Genomic DNA, 20,743 nt, shown 5'->3' with positions numbered 1-20,743 from the left:
TTTCAACTGGTATGTTCGCTCGGTTTTTCGCAGGCGTTAAAGCTTTCCAACGCAAAGTTTACCTGATGCGTGCGTCGATTATGTTCGTACCTTCGTCCTGCGAAAAACGTGAATGGGACCTCTAAAAACTAAGGAGCCCGACGCTAGCATGCGTCGATGAAGCGAAGTATCAGGATGGTCTTCGATAAGTAATGCAATGGAATGCGTACACGTGACTCCCCAAGACGACGGTACGCAAGATGAACGGCGATTCCAAGTTTCTTACCATGGCCGCACTAGGAGTGATTGGCCTTGGTTCCGCCATGCCCTATTGGTCGGCATGGAGTACTCCGCCTCAGGCACCGCCCGAGGCTAACACTGCTCAAGAGTCAACGGCTCAGCCATCGGTTGAAGCTCAGTTCAACTCGCAGCAGTATTGGGAGCAGCAAGTCTCCCGCCCTGACGTCGTGACGCTCACACCGCGCGGCGATCGCAGCATGGGTCTCGATAATCCGGCGAAGATTCCTTCTCTGTCGATGGACATGGAAGTAGCTCGGCCGATCGCGGCTCAACCAATTCTGGCCGATGTTCCGATCAACCAGGTCGGCAACGTCTCGTTGGCTTCTCGTGTAGAAGCCCCAGGAACTCCGCGCACGGCTAGCCATGCCGTGGTGCCAATCGAAATTCCTGGATCGGCCAAACCCTTGCCGCCAACGGTGACATCCCCGGTAATCGCCACGCGGCAAGTAATGAAACCTGAACTGCCGGCGACGCAAGTCCAGCAGCAGTTCACTCCCCTGCCCCGCATTGCTCCGCCGAATCATGGCACAAGCAACAGCGGTTCCAACATAACGCGGGAGCACCGCGTACGCGATGGTGACAGCTTGGAGTCGATCGCCGAGAAGTACCTCGGCGATCCGCTTCTCGCGGATACGATCTATCGTGCGAATCGAGGGCAACTCGATTCTCCTGACCTGTTGCCGATTGGAGTCACACTGACGATTCCAAGCACGCAAACAGCCGATCAGGCGCCGCAGCTAACCGAGAAAGTCCAGCCAATGACGCGGCTTCGTCCCGTTTCCACCGCCAGTGAGAATCGCGGTGGAAGCAATCCATGGACGACACTTTCGCCGCCGGGGACCTAAGCAGTCCCGGCGGCCATTGGCCGAAAAGAGATAGCGTCCGCTAGTTAAGCGGAGTCGTGCGATCGGTCCAAGGATCGCTCGATTGCAGCTCGGCGAGGTGGACCTTCGTGAAAAACAGGATGTCCTTCAGGCAGTTCGAGCGAGGATCGACAAGTAGGTCGGTCCCTTCCAGGCCTGTCGGTTTCGCGGCGAAAAAGACAGTACGATCTTTCGAGTCGGTAACCGTCTTCTGGCGAATCTTATCGATCGAGCTGAAAACACGCTTCGCATCGCTGAAGCTCGTGCGATCTTGCTGACCGGCAATGATCATGATCGACAGTTCGTTCTTCACCGCTGGCACTTGCAGGGCACGGTTTGCGTTGAAACCCTTGAAGGTTTTCGGTGGCGAAACCAGGATCAAGCCTTTCACGTCTTGCCCTTGCTTCATGGCCGGCAGGATGGGCCAGCTCCAGTCTTGAGCGGCAAAATTCAAAGCAGCCGTCGCACTGAAATCGCAGCCGACAATCGTCAGCATCTCGATGTTCAAATTGCCCTTGTTGTTCTCTTGCATCAGGAAGCCTTTCACGGCCTCCAGGTCTTGGGCGACGAACGCTTCAAAGTCGCTGGCGCGAATTCGGTCCAAGTCGATTTCCACGATCTGACCGCCGGGACCTTGGATCGACTTGCTGTTGCCGTGGCCGCGAAGATCGACCGTCAAAACGGCGAGGCCTTCTTTCTGCATTGCCAGCGCTAACCCGGTGAGATCTTTCTGGCTGCGTTCCCAGCCTGGAAGCATGATCACGGGGATCGCTTTCTTGCCGAGGTTGCTCCCGAAGTACGTACCGTGGATGATCATGCCATCCTTAGTCGAAACGGTGATCGCTTCCGGAGGTGGAATTTCCTTCTTGCTCTTGCCCTGAGCATGGACAAGGGAAGGTTCCAAAGCGAAAAACGCGCACAGGGCGACTGTCAGCGGGATTAATAGCAAACGCATCTTGGCCGGATGGGTTGAGAGGTTCTGTTGGAAAAGGGCGTCAAAGCGACGCAACGTAAGTCTGCAATTGACTTTACTAAATGGTAGACGCTGTTTTCGAACCGGTCAACTTTTCCGAACCTTCTGTTTGTGCCCTTAGTTGGACACAAACGACTGGTCCAGCATCAAGTCTTCGCGGACATTGTACTTGTAGAAATTGCGTGAAATGCGGTGCGAAAGCAGGCGGAGGAACGAGTTACGGAACTGACGTTCGCTGCTAACTTCCGAGGCCAACCCATTGAGCGGGAATTCGACAGGGCTCGGGGTGTCCTGGAAAACCAGTTTGCCGTCATGATTGATGTCGTAAACCGAGACCACGAATTCGGCGGTCCCTTTATAGACGCCTGGGTTGGGCTGGATCTCGAAGCGGGCCAGGTCGATGGCAATCACCATGTCCGCTTTCAGTGACTTACCGGCTTCACGGTAGTCCATGTTGTCCCAACCAGAAACGTCTTTCCAGTCGTCGATTTTCTGCTGTGGGATGATTTTGATTTCGTCGACGTGCATGACCAGTTGCGATTCGACCTGTTCAGCGAGCTGTCGCGAAGTGGAGTTCTCGGAATAGAACGACGGTCCCGCGACACAAAGCACGGCAACTTTCTTTTCTTCCAAGCCTTTGAACTTAGCCGGAGCGTACTCGGTATCTCGCAGTATGGCTGCCAGAAGTCCGACGCAGCCACTGTTGCTCAGCAGCAGCAGGCAAATCAAACCGAGGGGCAAAATGCCGGAAAACAGTTGCGGCGAAAGTCGATACCGTCCTTGGTTCATGACTTGATTCATCCGTGGTGATATGTCGTCTGGCTTGCGTCCTGCAAACCGTCGGTTGGTTACATGTTGATTCGTATCAGCCAGTCTCCCAGCGTCACGGCGACGACCAGCACAGTAATGCTGATCAACAGTCCGTCACTCGGAGCTGGAAGGGTGAGCCTGCCGATCACGGCCGAGCTCAACATCCAGGGGGCCAGGAATAGGGAAATCAGCCCTAGCAAGCAGCCTGCTGTATTCGCTTTAAGCGAACCCCAGACGTTTCCCTTCATCAAGTGCGACCAACTTGTTGTCATGCCGCATGAAGGGCAACGCGTTCCGGTCAACTGCACCAGCGTGCATGGGGGAAGCCCCAGTTGCTGATGCGTGCCGAGCCCCGCAGAGCTTGGCGTGAGCCAGGCAGCTGTCGCCAGTAAAATGGCCAAAACCAAGCCTCCCAACCCCATGAGGATTCGCTGATACCAGCGAAGCGGGGAAATTGGCGGGGACTCAGCCATGACAAAATTACTCTTCCATCGGGCGCGAACGATACTGGAATCCTGGAAACCAGACAAGACAGAATTCCTAACTCTCGATGCTATCACGGTTTTCTCCCTCGAGAAAGGTGCGTCAGATGCCGCTGCGGTCGCCATAATTAGACTCGTTAACAATTATACAAGAGTGTACAGGCGACCTTCACAAGAGTATCAGGCTGCCGACGCCGGTTCTCAGCAAGTCCAGGCATCGTTACCGGCGCCACCGTAATGGAGCCAGCCAAAGCATCCTCTGCCACGCGTGAAGTTGGTGAGTCGACGCGCAGACTTTTCAAGAAAAGGCGCAGACTTCGCGCAAACTTTGGCAGATTTCCAAAACCGAAAACTGCTCGTTCCGCGCAATTGATAAGTGAGGTAGTCTGATGCGAGACAGGCCGCTTTAGGCAAGCTGGCGACCACCTGGCCTGATCTCTGCCGGGTTGAGAGTCGTTGCGTCGGCTTCGATCATGGCTGGCTTTGGAGGTACGCGAACAGGTCGCGAATTTGATCTGCCGTTAAGTCTTCCAAAAGTCGATCCGGCATCAACGACTTGTCCAGCGCGAGCGGTCCCGCTTCAATCTCGTCGCGCGGGATCACCAAAGCTGCGTTGTCGGCATTTTGCAGCGTGATTGTTTTGTCGTCCTGGTTCTTCAGAAAACCAGACAGCACGCGACCGTCGACAGTCAGTACGCGATAGTTCGTGTACTCTTCACGAATCGCCGCGCTAGGGTCGACGATTGAAAGCAGCATGAAGTCGAGGTTTGTCCGCTCGTAGCCGGTCAGCTCCGGAGCGATGCTCGAGCCTTCGCCGAACAGCTTGTGGCACGTCCCGCACCGCTTGGTGAACAACAGCTTCCCTTCCTCGGCGGTCCCCTTGCCTGTCTTCAAAATGGTCGCGGTCTGTTCCAGTTGGGCGGCCAGTTCGTCTGGCGTGGCCCTGGTCGAGCCCCAGAGCTTTGCTAGTTTCGCGTTCAGTGACTGGTCGCCGTGCAGCTTGAGGTTTTCGACCAGGTCGACCGAGACCGCCGATCGAGGAATGCGTTGCGCTTCAATCGCGTCGAGCAGCGGCTTGGCGGGCGCTGGGCTGGTCGTGGCATAGTCGATGATCGCCGATTGAATCGCCTCTGGCTCGTTGGGATATCGTTTCACGAACTGTTCCGCCAATGTACTACTGGGGAACGAACTGAGCGCACCAATTGCAGCGATGCGGATTTCGTGCCGAGCGTTCGACTGGGCCAACGCTGCCAAAGCGTCGCGAGCCTGCTCGGAACCGACTTGGCCGAGAAGCTGAATCAGTTTCAATCGTTCGGCGCGAGGCGTTTTGTCGGTGGCCATTTTGGCGATGGCAGTCTGCTCAGCATCGTGTTGCCCGGCTCGTACCAAGAGGGCCAACTGGGCCGGCGAATTGCCTGCGGCCGAGGCGACGATTGCTTCGCGAAGTTCGCTCGGTAGATTGTCGATCTTGCGTCCACTGAATGCTTCATCGATCGACTGCAGCATGCGGCCACGTAACTTCGGCTTGGGTGTGCTTTCCAGGAGCAACGCCAACTGTTTGAGGCTTCGCGGGTCGTCTTCCGCGGCGAGACGTTGGGCTAATCTTGGCAGGACGATCTGCTCGCCAGTTTGGCTATTGGTAAGCGATGTAGCGAACTCGGTGACGTTGAAAGAGGAATCGTTTGCATGCGCTTCGACCGCCCACCATGTGAGCAGCGGCAAGTGAGGATCGTCGGCCAGATCGTCCCGCGTGGCCAACGTTTGAGCCATCGCCAGGCCTAGCGGCCCCGGAATTCGTTTCGCGGAGGAAGCTAGTTGGCTGCAAACTTCGGCGTGTGGTTCTTTGGCCGTTAGTGCCAATAGTTTGCTGCTTAGGGCGTTGGCTTGCGATTCGCTGAGAAGTCGTACGCCCCATAGCCGCACATAAGGATCGTCGTGAGCGAGAGCGACTTGGGCGACATCGCTAGTGTAACGATCGAGAGCATCGATGGCCCAAAGTGTTTCCAGGGCCAGTTGGCCGTTCGCGTCTGGCAGACTTTCGACAAGCGAGTCGGCGACGGAAGTGTCTTTACGTTCGCGGAGCATTCGCTGCACTAATTGCCGCTGCAGCTTGTTCTTGCTGGCCAGCATGTCGACGAGCTGCTGCGTTGAAAGCTGGCGAAGATCGATTGGCTGTCGCGCCGGAAAATCTGTTGGCTGCAATCGCCAGACGCGGCCCCGGGCACGGTCCCATGTATCTCGCGGATCGACATGCGTGAGCCGGGTGTCGCACCAGTCGGCGATGTAAATGCACCCGTCAGGCCCCACTTTGATATCGACAGGACGGAACCAAACGTCGTCGGTTTCGATGGCATGGAACTCATCTTCGGTCTGCCAGGTCGAACCATGGGGCGACATCTTCGAGACTGCCACGTAGTTATGCAGCGGCACCGGGGCGACGATGCGATCGTGGTAACGGCTCGGCAACGCGTCGCTTTCATACCTCACCAGCGTATGGCTGAAACGCTCGGCGGGGGCATGCTTCATGGCTGGGAAAAAACCATACGCGTGCGGATTGGTCAGTGCCCCATGTTTGCCCCAGCTCTTCTGATAGTAGCCGCCGGGAACGTAATGAAAGCCGCGGGTGTTGCCGCCGTTGTGGCCGGAGAAAAGACGCCCCTTGGCATCGAACTCGACGGCAAACGTGTTGCCGCCCCCTTCGGCGAAGATCTCGAACTGGTGTGTCTCGGGATGATAACGCCAGATCGCTTGCCCTTTGAAATGAACGGGATCGTGCGAAGGGTTCTTCGTCACTTGGACCGTTGCCCAACAGGTACTGCCCTGGGCACCATACAGCCAACCGTCGGGGCCCCATGTCAAGCTGTTGGCGACCGCGTGCGTATCTTCCAAACCGAAGCCAGATAGGTGAACCTCGGGATCGGCATCGGGAATGTCATCCTGGTTCTCGTCTGGATAAAACAACAAGTAGGGTGGGTTCATTACCCAGACGCCCCCGCGGCCAGGCAGTGCGCTGGTGGTGATGTTCAAGCCGTCGACAAACGTCTTGTGCGTATCGAAGATGCCGTCGCCGTTGGTGTCTTCGTGAATGGTGATCTTGTCCGCGCCACGATCATGGTTCGGCGGAGCCGGGGGGACTTTGTCGAACACGGCTCGAAGATGCTCATCGTACTTCACCACCTTCAGTCCAGCGGGAAATGGATATTGCAGATACTGCACGACCCACATGCGTCCCCGCTCGTCGAAGTTGACGCAAACGGGCTGTCGGACGTCGGGCTCGGCCAATGCGACTTGCATACGGACATCGTCAGGAGTGACAAACTTGGCTTCCGCTTCTTTGGGGGAGAGTGCCGGAATCGAGAAGTCGGCCGTTTGTCCACGCCCTTCGAAGTTGCGGATATGTTCGCGAACCGCTTCGTTGCTGGCCGAATTGAGCGACTTCGTTTTGTTGTCGTCAGCAGTCGCGTGCGAAGCAATTACAGCAGCGGCAATCAGAAGACCGGTCGCCGCGGCGGAAGATCGACGAAGATATGTCATGGCAGGAGTCAGGCAGGCAGGAGGATGAAAGCAGGCAATGCTGTTAGTTCTAGCGTGAGACCTGAGGTAAGTCTAGTTTTTCCTAGATAATTCGAGATATCATTTTGCCGCGGGATGACCCACTCGATTGTGCCACTGGGCAAAACTTACTCATACCGTTGAAACCATGTTCGGCGGCGGGGAAGATAGGAGCACCCTATTCTTTCAAGGAGCCCCCATGAAGACGATTCTTTGCTTGTTGATGGCGTTCGCCCCTGCCCTGTTGCTGGCCGACGAGCCAAACATTGGCGCGTTTGAGAAGATCAACGCGAAAGTTCAAATCCGCAATGGCGCCGTGCATTCCCTTTCGGCCAACTGCGACGGCTATACCGACAAAGAGTATCGCTTGATCGGCAATCTAAAGACGCTCCAGTCGCTGTCATTAAGTGGGAAGGACTTGAATGACGCACAGCTGAAAATGCTTGGCGGACTGAAGAACCTGGAAGCGATCATGATCAACGGTAGCGTCCTGACCGACGACGGTTACCGGCACTTCGCGGCGTTTCCGCAGCTGAAGAAGCTGTCGATTTTTCACCCGTCACGGAAGCTGGAAGCATTCAATGGTTCGGGGCTGGCTCACCTGAAAGATCTGCCATCGCTTGAAGCATTGACGTTCGCAGGGGCAACGGCCGGAGACGAGGCGCTGGCAGCGGTCGGCCAATTGACGCAGCTGAAAAGCTTCCGCGAGTGGCACAACACCGAAACCAGCGAAGGGCTGAAACATTTGGCGAAGCTACAGAACTTGGAATCGATCCGCTTAGGCCAGCGACTGCCAAGTTGGGGAAAAGATACGCCGGCCAGCTTCGATAACGAGTCGCTCGTTGTGCTGACAAAGATGCCGGCGCTAGAAACGGTGGAACTGACCGAGGCCCGGCTGAACTACGACGCGGTGTCGCAGCTGAAAGACCTGCCGAACTTGAAGACGCTGAAGATCAGCCAGGTCGACATCTCGGAAGCAGACGTCGCGAAACTGAAAGAAGCGATGCCGAGCGTCAATATCCAGTGGCAACCGCTGACTGAAGATCAAGCCGCGATGTTGGAAAAGAAGCTGCGGCTTTAACTGATGACTTTTATACTACATGGAGATGCCAATGATAAAATTTTCCTGCCCGTCGTGCGGTAAGAACTACACCATAGGTGAAGAGCTATTCGGGAAAAGGGTTCAGTGCAAGAAGTGTGGGGACAAGATCCGTCTACCGTCCAAACCGGAAGGAGACGACGAGACGCTTCCTGCATCGGCCACATTGGCTCCGCCGGTTAGCGATGGGATGGGCAAAAATGAGGGAGCTTATCGGCACCAGTCTTGCCAGGGAATAACGAGCGTTATGGGAGAAGACTTTTATTACGTAGCCAATATCTTCAGCCCTCCCCATACGACATTCTGCCAGAAATGTAACGATCATCTTCCCCTCGCTGAATTCGAGTGGGTTCACTCAGGAGAACCCATTCTCCACTTTCACGCTCGTCACCGGGCAAAGTTTCAAGGAATAGATCGCTGGCTAGGATGGGATAAATTTATCTTTGCCGGGATCGCACTAGGTGGGGGCGTTGGACTCATTTTAGGCGGCGCCATTGGAACCATTTGGGGAGGCACAGCCGTGACGGTTTGTGCGATTGGCCTGGCTGTTGTTGGCGCCGGCATTGGTTTTGCCGTTACCGGGACGATCGCGGTTCGCACGCTTGATCGCGTGCTGGGAACAAGTGATTTCACGAAGCTCACGTAGCGTTGTTGTGCAACGCGCCAAGATGCACTACTTGGACATGCCGGCTTTCAGCTGCTTCGCTTCTTCTTCAGTGACTTGCAGTCGTTCGATGGCAGTCGCTTTGCCGGTTTGAGAGTCGACGTCGACGATGGCTCCGTTCAAGCGAACATCATCTTTGGCGACGTCGAACATCGTCGGGCGGAACGTGACGGTGGTTTCCAGCACGCGGTCGATGCGGCGGCCGATGATGCTTTCGTGCGGGCCGGTCATACCGACATCGCACATGAACGCTGTCCCTTTCGGGAAGATCTGCTCGTCGGCGGTCGCTACGTGAGTGTGAGTGCCGAGGCAGTAGCTGGCGCGGCCATCGAGATGACGCCCCATCAACTGTTTATCGCTAGTCGCTTCGGCGTGGAAGTCGACGCAGCGGATTTTGATATCGGAAGGAATCTGCGAGAGGACACGGTCGATGGCAGTCCAAGGGCAATCGACCGGACGCATGAAGACACGCCCCATCACGCTGATCACCGCCACACGCAGGCCTTCTTTCGACTGCACAATGGCAAAGTCTTTGCCAGGCGCGGCCGAGGGATAGTTGGCCGGTTTGACAATGTTGGGCTGCGATTCGAGCGTCTTGTTGAGCTCTTTACGGCGATAGATATGATCACCCATGGTGATGCAATCGACGTGGGCATCGATCAATTCGCGATGGGCGGCCGGAGTGAGCCCGGAGCCGCCGCACGCGTTTTCCGCATTGGCCACGACCAGGGAGAGATTGTACTTCTCGCGGAGCGCCGGCACGACGTTGCGAACGATGTCGCGTCCGACTTTGCCGACGATATCTCCGATGTGCAGAATCCTCAAGGAAGTAGCCTTTCCGTGATAAGTAGTTACCGAGCGAATTCCGTGAAGCGGGACTCGCGGACCATGGTCACTTTGATTTCACCTGGGTAGGTGAGTTGCTCTTCAAATGCCTTGGCGATGTCACGGCAGATCTTCGCGGCCATCTCGTCGTTCACTTCTTTGGCGGAAGCGATCACGCGAAGTTCGCGACCAGCTTGAATGGCAAACGCTTGTTCGACGCCATGGAAGCCTGTGGCAATCGACTCGAGTTCTTCCATGCGCTTGATGTACCGTTCGAGCGTTTCTCGACGAGCCCCAGGGCGCGAAGCACTACAGGCATCGGCCGTGGCAACGAGCATCGTGTAGGGATACTCGGTGATGATCTCGTCGTGATGACCAAACGCGGCGTGAACCACCTCGGGCGATTCACCGTGACGTTTGAGAAGGTCGGCACCGATCTTCGGGTGACCCCCTTCCAGTTCGTGGTCGGCCGCTTTACCGATGTCGTGCATCAAGCCGGCACGGCGGGCGATTTGCGGATCCAAGCCCACCATTTCGGCAAGCAGTCCGGCAATGAAACCGACTTCAATGCTGTGTCGCAACACGTTCTGGCTGTAACTGGTCCGGAAATGAAGTCGACCGAGCATTTCGACCAGCCGCGGATGCAGGCCCATCACGTTGATTTCCGTGGTGGCTTCTTCACCCTTTTTGCGGATGGTGGTTTCGATGTCGGTGTGCGTTTCCTTGACCACTTCTTCGATCCGCGAAGGATGAATGCGGCCGTCAGCGATCAGCTTGTTGAGCGACTGCCGGGCGATCTCGCGGCGAACCGGATCGAAACCGCTGACAATCACCACGCCGGGCGTGTCGTCGATGATGACGTCGACGCCGGTTTCTTTCTCGAAGCTGCGAATGTTACGCCCTTCGCGGCCGATGATACGCCCCTTCATTTCGTCGCTGGGGATATCGACGGTACTGGTGGTCGACTCGGCCGTATGCGCTGCGGCAAAACGTTGCATCGCGGTAAGCAGCATGTCCTGCACGATCGGCCGGACTTCTTCTTCCATTCGTCGCTGATGCTTCAGGACGATGGCGCCGGTTTCCGACTGTAGCTGCTGATCGAGCAGTTTAAGCAGTTCGCTTTTGGCTTCTTCAGCGTTCATGCCGCTCATGCGGTGCAGGCGTTCCTGCTGATCGCGGATGATGCTTTCGAGATTGGTCGAACGCTTTTCGTTTTCTTCGATTTTCTCAGACAAGCGACGCTGGGTCGTTTCGACCATGTTCTCTTGCTTGCGAAGATGCGTTGCTTGTTGTTCGATGGATTCTTCGCGACGATCGAGCGACTTTTCACGCTCGCGAATTTCGTCACGTTGTTTGGAAAGTTCTTTCTCGGCTTCCGTCTTTTGACGCAGCGCTTCCTCTTTGGCTTCGAGCAAGGCTTCTTTCTTGAGGTTCTCAGATTCCTGTTTGGCTTTGTCCAGAATCTGTTGGGCCTCGGTCTCCACGTCCTTTTTGCGGAGCCGATCAATGAACTTGACGAGCAGAGCAGCTCCAATTGCTGCAACGGACGCCGTCAATGCGTAATACAACCCAGACACGTTCCACTACTCCTGTAGCTGGATGGAATAGCGTTTAACGATGCAAGGAATTTGGCAGACGAGATCAATTCGCGCACGAATGGGGTGTGAGCGAACGTTCAGAAAGCGATCGAATAGCCGTTTTTCGCGTATCGTTCCCCCGAACGACAAGACCAAGGACGTGTGTACGTTGGGCGCACAGCACTCCCTCAAGGGTCAACAGTCGTGTCGATTACCGGAAGAATTTCCGGAGCTTGGGCCTGCTCGTTTGGAAGAGCCTTGTCGGGCTCGTTGGCAGGCGTCGTGGGGAAGAAGACGGGCGTCAATTTCTAGCCAACCTAGCAGTGGCAGATAAACCGCTGCGGTTTCTCTTTGAGAAGATGCGTGTCGCTGATCCGTTCTCGCGCGAACGCGAGCCGGGCTCAAGATTTCTACCTTCCATGGACAGACCGCCAGTAGGAGCCGTATCAGGAAAAGAAGTAGTTGCACGCTATACTGCCCTCCGAAAAGCCAAAAGGGGCTAGAGGATTTACCAATCCGGCACATCGACTGAGCTTCCGGAACGTTTCGTCTGGCAATCAAGTTGCCGGGAATCGTTAAACGTTTGGTCAACACAATCGTCGGGCCAGGCGCACATTGGTAGTGTGCCTAGTCCGTTCACGCTATATTAACAGAGTTCCCCGTCAGAGGGAAGCATTCTATTTTTTCTTGCGGGAATCGGTCTTAACAATCGACGTTTGATCCTTAGTTTTTGCCTGATCCGCAGGATATGACGCATTTTTCGCAACAATTTCTCGAGCATTGGCCACAGGACGCTTGGGCGGGCAGGCCGATGTTGGTCGCCGTTTCCGGGGGTGCTGATAGCATCGCCCTGTTGCGACTGTTGGCCGATGCCCTCTCGGCTGAACAGCGCAAGCGACTGTTTGTTGTCCATCTGAACCATGGCCTGCGGGGCGACGAATCGGACGCCGACCAGCATTTTGTTCGCGAGACGGCCGAGCGGTTGGGCGTGAACGTAAGAACGAAGAAGCTTGCCGCCGGCACACTGGCAAACAGCGGTGACGGAGATGGTATCGAGGCGGCCGCGCGATCGGCACGGTATGCGTTCTTTCGGGAGATTGCCCAGGAGGTCGAGGCGCGATACCTGGTAACGGCCCATCACCGAAACGACCAGGTCGAGACCGTTTTGCACCGCGTGTTTCGAGGAACAGGGGTGGCCGGTTTAGCCGGAATTGCCGAAGCCAGGGAGTGGCTGCCAGGCGTTGGGCTGGTGCGTCCGCTGCTACCGTTTGCCCGGGAAGAAATCGTTGCGTATCTGAATGAGATCGATCAGCCTTGGCGCGAAGACGCCACCAACGCGGTTAACGACTTCACGCGAAACCAAATTCGGAACGAACTGCTTCCTTATTTACGCGAGATGTTTGGCGATTCAATCGACGCTTCGCTCTGGCGACTTTCGCAGCAAGCGGCCGATTGCCAGGAAGTGATTGACGAATGGGTATGTAACCAAATGGACAATGCGGTCATGTTTCCAGAGACCGCGGTGGTTCATGTCGACCTGCGAAAGCTGGCCGGAGAGCGTCCTTACCTGGTTAGGGAACTTCTGGTGGCGATCTGGCGAAAACAACAGTGGCCACGCCAAGAGATGACCCAGCAGCATTGGCAAAAGCTAAGCGATTTGGTCACCGCCGATGCCGATGGTGTGGCCGATGTGCTGCCAGGCACGATTCGCGCGGTTCGCGAAAACGATCGATTGATTCTAAGCCGTTAATACTTTTCTATGAGACTCATCATGCGGGCCTGTCTTCTTGCGATTGTCGCTTTTTTGTTTCCCTGGGACGCTTTGCTTTCGGCCGCCGAGCCGCTCCCTCCCCTGCCCTCGCAGGCGAAGTTGGTGCTCGAAGAAGATTGGTCGAGCGGCTCGATCGACGAAAAGAAGTGGTACGTCTATCGCAAGCGATGGGGCAACGGCAACCATGGCGTGGTGCCGGAGAATGTGACGGTTAAAACCGACGTGGTGAACGGCCAAAAAAAGAACGTGCTCGTTTGTACTGCCCATGGCGACCAATACGACGGCGATATAATTGGCTGGTGGGGCAACAAGACACGCGTCGGAGGTGTGATTGTTAGCCATCAACACTTCGCGTCCGGTCGATTCGAGATGGTCCTGAAAGTGGGTGATCAGACGCCGCACGAAGGTGGCCCAAAAGATCCTACGCAGCCGAAAGGATGTATTCCGGCGCTGTGGACTTATAGCTACCGCTGGGTCGAGGGAGATAAGAACCGCAAGGACGAGTTTCAAGCCGAGACGCCGATGTACAACCCCCACATTCCAGCTTATGGCCTGGCCGCGAATGAGTATTGGTCGGAGTTAGACTTCCCGGAGTTCGGCAAGCAAGGAAACTTCACCGATGCGATGTACAACACGTTTCTCCAAAACCGACATGACAATCGCTTCTTCAAGGTTCCCCAGGCCGTCGATGGCGAGTACCACACGTTCGTCACGGAATGGCGAACCCATCTGCAACCGATGCCTGGCATTAAGGACGACCAGGTGATCGAATCGGAAGGGTTCTACTGGATTCAAGACAAGTCGGTGCCGTTTGAAACGTATCTGGGCAACCCGCTGAAGAAGCTGGGCGAAAACGAATATGCGTTGTACGCAGGCAAGATCGCTACGCACTACATCGACGGCGAGAAAGTCGCGGAAAACGACAAGTGGGTGCCGGCTTTGTCGGCCCAATTGAGCATGGGGGTTTGGCTACCAGACTGGGCCGGCCCTGCCGATTGGAAGACCGCAAGTGTGAATATTGCCAGCGTTAAAGTGTGGCAGTATGGCGACGAAGGAGACGCGTTCGGCATCATGAAAGGACGTACGCCAGATAGCTTCGCGAAAGATGGCACTCCGTTCGATTAGTGATCTGAATCCATAAAAAAAGGCGAGCCTGAATGAGGCTCGCCTTTTTTTGTTTTTCAAACCGATGCGAAGGGCGTCGGTTGATCGACCGAGTCTTCTGTTCGGCAGTATCGACTACTCGACTGGGCCTTCGACGCCGCCGGTGTACTTCTCGGTTTCCGACTCTTCCCCATGCAGCACAACTTGCTTGTAACCACCCTGGGTCCAGAAGTAGATCACCAGCAACAGGTAACAAAGTCCCATCGTCGCGGGAACGATCGCCGTCCATTTCAGGGCCATACGACCACCGTAAATGTTCGCTTCTTCGACCGTTTCGAGTTCGTGCTTGTACTCTTCTTCGTTGGTAGGCTTGTTGGCTTCCCACCAGGCGTTCAAGGCCTGGGTTTCTTCCGACACGCCCCCTTCTTCCGATTCAATCTCGGTACGGCGAGCCAGTTCGGCACCGTCGTCCTTCAGCACGCCGACTTTGGCACCATCCAAAGCGTAAACTTCGGGGAAGAAGAGGAACGACTTCTTCTCTTTCGAGCGATACTCTTCAAACAGAGCGTCGTCGAGTTGTTCCATCTTCTGCGTCGCGAAGTAGTCTTGCTTGTAACCGATGCCAGGACCGCCCAGCAAACCAGCCGAAAGCATCCCGATACCACCCATCACACCCATGGTGATGGCGCCACCACGTGGGAAGCGTTCGCCAACGACGCCCAGCATGGTCGGCCAGAAGAACGTCTTACCCAAACCGTAAACGGTGGCAGCGGCGATGATGGCCCAACCAGTTGCCGCCGAACCAAGCCAGTACAAACCGGTGCAGCCAAAGATGGCACACACAAACAGCAGACCGAGCGGGTTGATCTTGTGCACGATCGGACCGGCGAAGAATCGCAGGACGAACATGATCGCCGAGGTGTAAATGAACAGGAGGAATGCCTGACCGGAGATGACGTTCTCCATGATGTTGGTGATCCAACTGTCGGTACCCAGTTCGACGTAACCAACCATTGCGTGAATCACGAACAGGAACAACAGCAGCGGCGAAAGGAATTGCAGCAGCATTTCCTTCGTCGTCACACCTGCCGCGGCCGCTTCCGAAGGCGGGAAAGCTTCCTTCAAAACCATGAAGCCGTAAATCAGCGTCGGCACCATGTAAAGTGCCAGTGGAATTTCCCATGGCAAGTGATTCACTTGGGCGTTCACGCCGCAGAACATGTAACCGATGATCCCACCGATGATCAGACCAGCCGGCCAGCCAGCGTGGAGGATGTTGAGGTAATGCGTTTTCTCTTTCGGGAAGAGGGTCGCCACAAGCGGGTTAATAACCGCTTCGCAGACACCGTTGGCCAGCGCGAAGATGAACACGCCGATGTACAAACACCAGTAGGTCGCATCTTTCCCGGCCAGGCCGTAAACTGGCGTCGCTGCCAACGTGATCACCACCGACAGCACGTGCAGCACGAAGGCGAGAACCAACAGCTTCTTATAGCCGAGAAGGTTATCGGCGAGGAAGCTGAAGAAGATGATCGTCACACCGAAACCGACTAGACCACCGCCGGTAATCGTACCGAGTTCGACTTTGGTGAAGCCGTAGCGAATGGCCCAGTCGTTCAAGATACCAGCTCGGACACCAAAACCGACGCCGGCGGCGATCAGGGTCATAAAGCTGGCAATCAAAAGCGCCATCCGGTGATACGTCGGACTGGCAGCGGAAGTATCATTCGACATGAGTAGAAAGTCTCCTACACGAAGCTGTGCATTTTGGGGGGCAGTATTGACGACTGCTCGTGGGTGAGCAGTGGTTGATCAGGTTTGGCCAGTCCCAGGGGGTGGAACGGGATAAGATAAGAATTCACTAAATTTGTTCCTCGCGCATGACGAGGCAGTCCGAGTATACCGACTCCAACTTGGAAGTAAACTATTGTCCTGGGGCGATTTCGGGCAAGATTTCCCCTAAGACCCTAATATTGCACAAGCACGCACAGCTTACCTGGCTTGCCAGTTTTCCCTTTTGCGAAATCGCATTGGGAATCGGAGGCAATGCCCACATGGCAACCTAAATGTCTAGTAACCAACAAGTTGCGGAGCATCAAAAGCGAGAATTTGGCTGGCTATTGCTGGCCATCCTGGTGATCGGCTTGTTGATTCGGCTGGCGGCTGCCGTTTGGTGGGAAACGCGAATCGCCGAGGGCGAGCGTTTTTTCTTTGGCGATAGTCTGAGTTATGAAGTCCTTGCCCGGCAGATCGCTCATGGCAAAGACTTCGTTTACGGCGATACCTACATCGCGCGCACGCCTGGCTATCCGCTGCTGTTGGCTCCCTTTTATTGGCTGTCGGACGAGCCGCCGACATTGCTGCTACGGTTGGTCGGTATTTTGTGCGGCACGCTCACGATCGGCCTCGCGGCTTGGCTTGGGCGGATGTTGTACGGACCGACTGCCGGAGTGATCGCAGCCGGGTTAGTCGCGTTCTACCCTGGCGCGATTGCCATGAGTGTGTTCGTGCTGAGCGAAGCCCCGTTCGTCCCGCTGATGTTGTTGAACTTAGGGTGGCTGATCGTGGCGCTGCGAAGCGATAGGACTGGTAGAACGTTACAGTTCGCGGCACTCTCAGGCATGGCGTTTGGGCTTGCGATTCTCATGCGGCCGAGCTGGTTGATGTTCCCCTTTTTCGCGGCTCCGATTGGGCTGATCTTCTACGCTGATCGCCAGCGACAACTGCTTAGCTACGCGGTCGCCGCCGTTGTTGCGGTAGCCGTCCTGATGCCATGGTGGGTGCGCAACTACGTCGTCGCTGGCAAGTTCGTGCCGACGACGCTTCAAGTCGGAGCGAGTCTGTACGATGGCATCAGCCCAATGGCGACTGGCGCCAGCGACATGCGTTACGTTCCCCAGTTCCGGGAAGATCTTCTCGCGGAAGAGGCAGAAACTGAGGCCGCACTGCCGGGGATATTTGAGTCGCGGCTGGACGACAAGATGAAACAAGCCGCCATCGATTGGGCCAGGCAAAACCCTGCCAAAGTGCTGTCGCTTGCCATGGTAAAGTTCTGGCGATACTGGACCCCGTTAGGAAACAACGCGAAAGTAAGTGGCAAGATGGGTGTCGTAACTGCTTTGGGCTATCTGCCAATCGTGCTTACAGGGTTATTGGCGGTCGTGCTGAGCGCGCGTCGAGTGTGGGTCACCATGTTACTCGCGTTGCCTATCTTCTATTTCTGCTGTTTGCACATGGTGTTTGTAAGTTCGATTCGCTATCGCCAACCGCCGATGCTAGCCCTGGCGGTCTTGAGTGCGGGGCTGTTGGCGGCGATTTGGCAGAAGTACGCCAACCGGGACGTAAGAAATCGTTCTGCTGAAAACTAGAAACTGACGGCGGAAAACGGCGCCACGCACCCAAACCGGCGTTTACCGAAAAGCGTGATTCTGCCAAGATTTAGCGACATATCTCCCTTTTGGAAAGGATTCCATCCCGGGTGAGTCGGTTTTTCTCTGTATCGTGTCGCTTCATCAAATGGTCCGCGTTAACCGTGGCCGTGCTTGCGTGCGCGCTGGGGTTGTATCTCTATCACAACCTGAACAACGAGATTCGTTCGTACGTCGAGAAGAAGTTCGCCAGCCATTATGACAACATGCTGGTGTCGGTCCGTTCGGCTCGTTTCATTGAAGGCAAGGGAATCGAGATCCGCGGCTTAACGCTTGCCCAGCGGTCGAGCGTTTATCAATCTCAGGAGGTCGTCACCGTCGACGAGATCATGGTCTACTGCACCACCGATCCACGTTCGTTGGCGTCAGGCGATTTTATGGTCGATAAGATCGTCGCGCGGCGGCCGAAGCTGACCGCGACGCTCGATGCCGATGGCAACACAAATTTGCAGCAGCTATTCCCACTGCCGAAATGGGGTGACGACAACCCGTCCGTCGAAGTCTACGACGGTTCGCTGTTGTTGGCCGATCGACGTGGCGGCAACGTTCGACGTTTGATTGAAGATGTCGACTTCCAAGTTAAAACGGAAGCTGCGCCTGGCATGGGTGCCTATGCCGGCCAGTCGCGCGAGCAGAAACGAATCAAAGCGACGCTGCAATGTCAGAACTGGGAATCGGCGACGATTACCGGATTGATCGATGAAGCGGCCCAAACATTTGCAGCCCAGGGAAACATCACCAATCTGCGGATCGACGACCATCTGTGGGAGCAATGCCCCGAAGATTGGAAGAAGCACATTCAGGACTTGATGCATTTAGAAGCGATTGCGGATGCATCGTTTCAGCTTTCCGGCAACGCCAAGGGGCTGAGCAATTACGTCGCCACGGTCGATCTACGCGAAGGGACTTGGAGCGATCCCCGCATCCCAGGTTCGGTCCAGCGAATTCAAGGACGCATTGTCGCTTCGCCGCCGGGGATTCAGGTCGAGAAGCTGGTCGCCTACTACGAAGATGGTTCCGTAAGTGCGTCGATGTCGCGAACCGGCTGGCGACGCGACAGTCCGATGCACGTATCGGCGACGCTCAAAAACATTACGCTGCACAAAGGCCTCGCTGGCATGTTGCCGTACAGCATGCAGGAAAGCTGGAAGCGTTATCAACCGTCCGGCAGGCTCGATGCTTCGGTGAAGCTCAATTTCGACGGTCACAAATGGACGCCTGAGATTCACGCGAATTGTCGCGGGATGAATTTCGTGTTCGAGAAGTTCCCTTACCCAGTGAACGATGCGCGGGGAAAAGTGAACTTCAAGAATCGCCTGCTCGAGATCGACTTGATGGCCCATGCCGGTAAGTCACGCATCGCGATTGTCGGTAGTGTGATGGATCCTGGTCCTAACAGCAGCGGTCCGATTCGTGTTCGCTCGCTCGACCCTGTCCACTGGGACGCGACGTTCGAGCATGCGTTGAAAGTCGCACAGGAAGACGTTTATAACGTCGCACGCGACTTCAACTTGCAAGGGGCGGCGAATGTCGACTTCACGATCGTTACCCACAGTCGGCCTGATGTGAAGCCTGATAAGTCGCTGCGGATGGAGGTGATCGATGCTTCGGTGCGGTACGAGAAGTTCCGCTATCCCATCTCAAAGATCAACGGGCACATCGTCTGGAAAGATGGCGTGGTCACGATCGAACAACTGACAGGATACAACGACAGCGGACACATCACGTGTCGAGGAAGCTGGCAAGAGGTGCCAGGCAACAAGCAAGGCAACTTGAACTTGTCGTTCACGTGTAAGGACATCCCGCTAGATGACGAATTGAAGATCGCCATCCCGCCGTCGGCCCAGGAAGGTTGGGATCAGCTTCGCCCGCGCGGATCGATCGATCACATGGATGTCCAGCTGCATTGGCCGAATCAAAATGGCGGCTGCGACTTGTGGGTGAACGCCCAGAAGTGGGAACGTAGCCGCAACTTATCGGGGCGAGCGATCTCCGTCGAACCGGTCGGTTTCCCTTACGTGCTGGATGAAGTGGTCGGCAGCGTCGAGTTTCGCAACGGGCAGATTTCGTTGAGTCAAGTCACCGCGCGGCATGGCGACGTTCGTGTCTCGACGAACGGCAGTTGCCATTTTCCGGAAGATCGTCGTTGGCAGATTCGCTTTGAAGACTTGCGAATCGAGAACGTGGTAATCGATCGCGACTTGCTTCTGGCCGTGCCGGAAAAGCTGGAGCGTTCGCTGCAGCAGCTGCAGATCGGACCGCTGTTTCATGCGGATGGTACCGTCGTGCTGTCTAATCCGAACCCAGGTCGGCAAATGCAAATGAACTGGGACATGACGGTGCATATGGCTGGCGGCAAGATCCGTCGCGGAACGCATATCGACAACATCTATGGCGCGATCCGCTTCGAAGGTCAGGCCGACGAGGCCGGCGCGCGTTCGTTTGGTGAGTATCACCTCGACAGCGTTACGTCGCGTGGTATACCTATCTCGAACGTACGAGGGCCGTTCTGGATTGATGAAAAGCAGTTCCTGATGGGACGCCATGTTCCTCGATCCGATGGACAGCCGCCGCGGCATGTGACCGGCAATTCGTTTGGTGGTGTGGTCTCGCTCGATAGCCGCATGGAACTGGCCGGAGCACAGCCGTTTCAAGCCGATGTGACTCTGTCCAATGGAACGGTCGGTCAGATGATGATCGACTTGGGGCAGCAAAATCGGACGCAGACTTCCGGCAGAATCTTCGGCCAGCTGAGCATGACCGGAACGCTGGAAACGACACAGTCGTACGATGGTACCGGGTCGCTTCAGCTGCGCGATGCCAATCTTTATCAGCTGCCACTTGCGGTGGCGATGCTCAAAGTGCTCAACGCGAGATTCCCTGACACCAGTGCGTTCAATACGGCCGACATCAACTACCGCGTCGCCGGCAACTATATCTATCTCGACGACATGCGACTCTCTGGCGATGCGTTGGCATTAAAGGGGAACGGCGAAGCCAATCTGGATGGTCAGATCAGCATGCGTTTCTATACCGAGTTCGGCAATCAAACGTTTGATATGCCCGTAGTGCGGCAGATGCTGGGGGAAGCGAGCCGCAGTTTGATGGTGATTCATGTGGGAGGTTCGATCGACAATCCAACGACCGAACAAGAAATTTTTCCCATGGTTAATGAAACCCTCGAACAACTTTTTCCCGCGAGATCCGTACGACTTCCTATCGGCGCGCCTCCTGTTCCGGAAGCACCTGCTGGCGTGCGGCGTGGGAACTCGATTCCTCGCTAGCAGCCAATGGTTCGCATGCGAACTCTCCTTAA

The 20,743-nt window shown here is 55.9% G+C and carries 14 protein-coding genes; 7 read left to right on the top strand and 7 right to left on the bottom strand.

From position 1 onward, the window contains the following. Positions 1 to 239 precede the first annotated feature (239 nt). A complete protein-coding gene (locus LA756_RS08145) occupies positions 240 to 1,124 on the top strand; it encodes a LysM peptidoglycan-binding domain-containing protein (RefSeq protein WP_224439376.1) in 885 nt (294 codons plus the stop codon). 40 nt (positions 1,125 to 1,164) lie between these two features. Here LA756_RS08145 and LA756_RS08140 read toward each other — a convergent pair whose 3' ends face one another. The 4 genes from LA756_RS08140 to LA756_RS08125 form a co-directional block, all read right to left on the bottom strand. After that, on the bottom strand, positions 1,165 to 2,097 hold the full coding sequence (locus LA756_RS08140; RefSeq protein ID WP_224439375.1) for an alpha/beta hydrolase: 933 nt from the start codon (positions 2,095 to 2,097) through the stop codon (positions 1,165 to 1,167). Positions 2,098 to 2,232: 135 nt separating this feature from the next. Beyond that, positions 2,233 to 2,904, bottom strand: coding sequence for a hypothetical protein (locus LA756_RS08135; protein ID WP_224439374.1), 672 nt, complete (start codon positions 2,902 to 2,904; stop codon positions 2,233 to 2,235). 59 nt (positions 2,905 to 2,963) lie between these two features. Beyond that, positions 2,964 to 3,398, bottom strand: a complete 435-nt coding sequence (locus LA756_RS08130) for a DUF2752 domain-containing protein (RefSeq protein WP_224439373.1) — start codon at positions 3,396 to 3,398, stop codon at positions 2,964 to 2,966. A 480-nt stretch (positions 3,399 to 3,878) separates the two neighbouring features. After that, a complete protein-coding gene (locus LA756_RS08125; RefSeq protein WP_224439372.1) occupies positions 3,879 to 6,941 on the bottom strand; it encodes a PVC-type heme-binding CxxCH protein in 3,063 nt (1,020 codons plus the stop codon). A gap of 217 nt (positions 6,942 to 7,158) precedes the next feature. Between LA756_RS08125 and LA756_RS08120 the strand changes: the two genes are divergently transcribed. Next, positions 7,159 to 8,040: a hypothetical protein gene (locus tag LA756_RS08120; RefSeq protein WP_224439371.1), complete on the top strand. Its 882-nt coding sequence runs from the start codon at positions 7,159 to 7,161 to the stop codon at positions 8,038 to 8,040. 31 nt (positions 8,041 to 8,071) lie between these two features. After that, positions 8,072 to 8,704 (top strand): hypothetical protein, encoded by a 633-nt coding sequence (locus LA756_RS08115; protein ID WP_224439370.1) that lies wholly within the window; start codon positions 8,072 to 8,074, stop codon positions 8,702 to 8,704. A 27-nt stretch (positions 8,705 to 8,731) separates the two neighbouring features. On the opposite strand, the gene LA756_RS08110 is transcribed toward LA756_RS08115, so the two are convergent. Together LA756_RS08110 and rny are read right to left on the bottom strand one after the other, a co-directional pair. Then, entirely contained in the window at positions 8,732 to 9,547 is an 816-nt protein-coding gene (locus LA756_RS08110) for a TIGR00282 family metallophosphoesterase (RefSeq protein WP_224439369.1), read from the bottom strand. Positions 9,548 to 9,573: 26 nt separating this feature from the next. Further along, on the bottom strand, positions 9,574 to 11,124 hold the full coding sequence (gene rny, locus LA756_RS08105) for a ribonuclease Y (protein WP_224439368.1): 1,551 nt from the start codon (positions 11,122 to 11,124) through the stop codon (positions 9,574 to 9,576). Positions 11,125 to 11,935: 811 nt separating this feature from the next. On the opposite strand from rny, the gene tilS reads away from it, so the two are divergent. Both tilS and LA756_RS08095 read left to right on the top strand, forming a co-directional pair. Then, positions 11,936 to 12,874: a tRNA lysidine(34) synthetase TilS gene (gene tilS / locus LA756_RS08100; RefSeq protein ID WP_224439367.1), complete on the top strand. Its 939-nt coding sequence runs from the start codon at positions 11,936 to 11,938 to the stop codon at positions 12,872 to 12,874. Between the two features lie 21 nt (positions 12,875 to 12,895). Then, positions 12,896 to 14,020, top strand: coding sequence for a glycoside hydrolase family 16 protein (locus LA756_RS08095; RefSeq protein ID WP_224439366.1), 1,125 nt, complete (start codon positions 12,896 to 12,898; stop codon positions 14,018 to 14,020). A gap of 114 nt (positions 14,021 to 14,134) precedes the next feature. Here LA756_RS08095 and LA756_RS08090 read toward each other — a convergent pair whose 3' ends face one another. Beyond that, entirely contained in the window at positions 14,135 to 15,733 is a 1,599-nt protein-coding gene (locus LA756_RS08090; protein ID WP_224439365.1) for a sugar MFS transporter, read from the bottom strand. Positions 15,734 to 16,065: 332 nt separating this feature from the next. Here LA756_RS08090 and LA756_RS08085 point away from each other — a divergent pair, with 332 nt between their 5' ends. Both LA756_RS08085 and LA756_RS08080 read left to right on the top strand, forming a co-directional pair. Continuing rightward, entirely contained in the window at positions 16,066 to 17,367 is a 1,302-nt protein-coding gene (locus LA756_RS08085) for a glycosyltransferase family 39 protein (protein ID WP_224439364.1), read from the top strand. Positions 17,368 to 17,477: 110 nt separating this feature from the next. Next, entirely contained in the window at positions 17,478 to 20,711 is a 3,234-nt protein-coding gene (locus LA756_RS08080; RefSeq protein WP_224439363.1) for an AsmA-like C-terminal region-containing protein, read from the top strand. Positions 20,712 to 20,743: the final 32 nt, after the last annotated feature.

Origin of the sequence: Bremerella sp. TYQ1 (genome assembly GCF_020150455.1) — a bacterium.
Classification (GTDB): Bacteria; Planctomycetota; Planctomycetia; order Pirellulales; family Pirellulaceae; genus Bremerella; species Bremerella volcania_A.
Note: the sequence above shows the minus strand (reverse complement) of the source record. Positions and strands in the feature narration are given on the sequence as shown.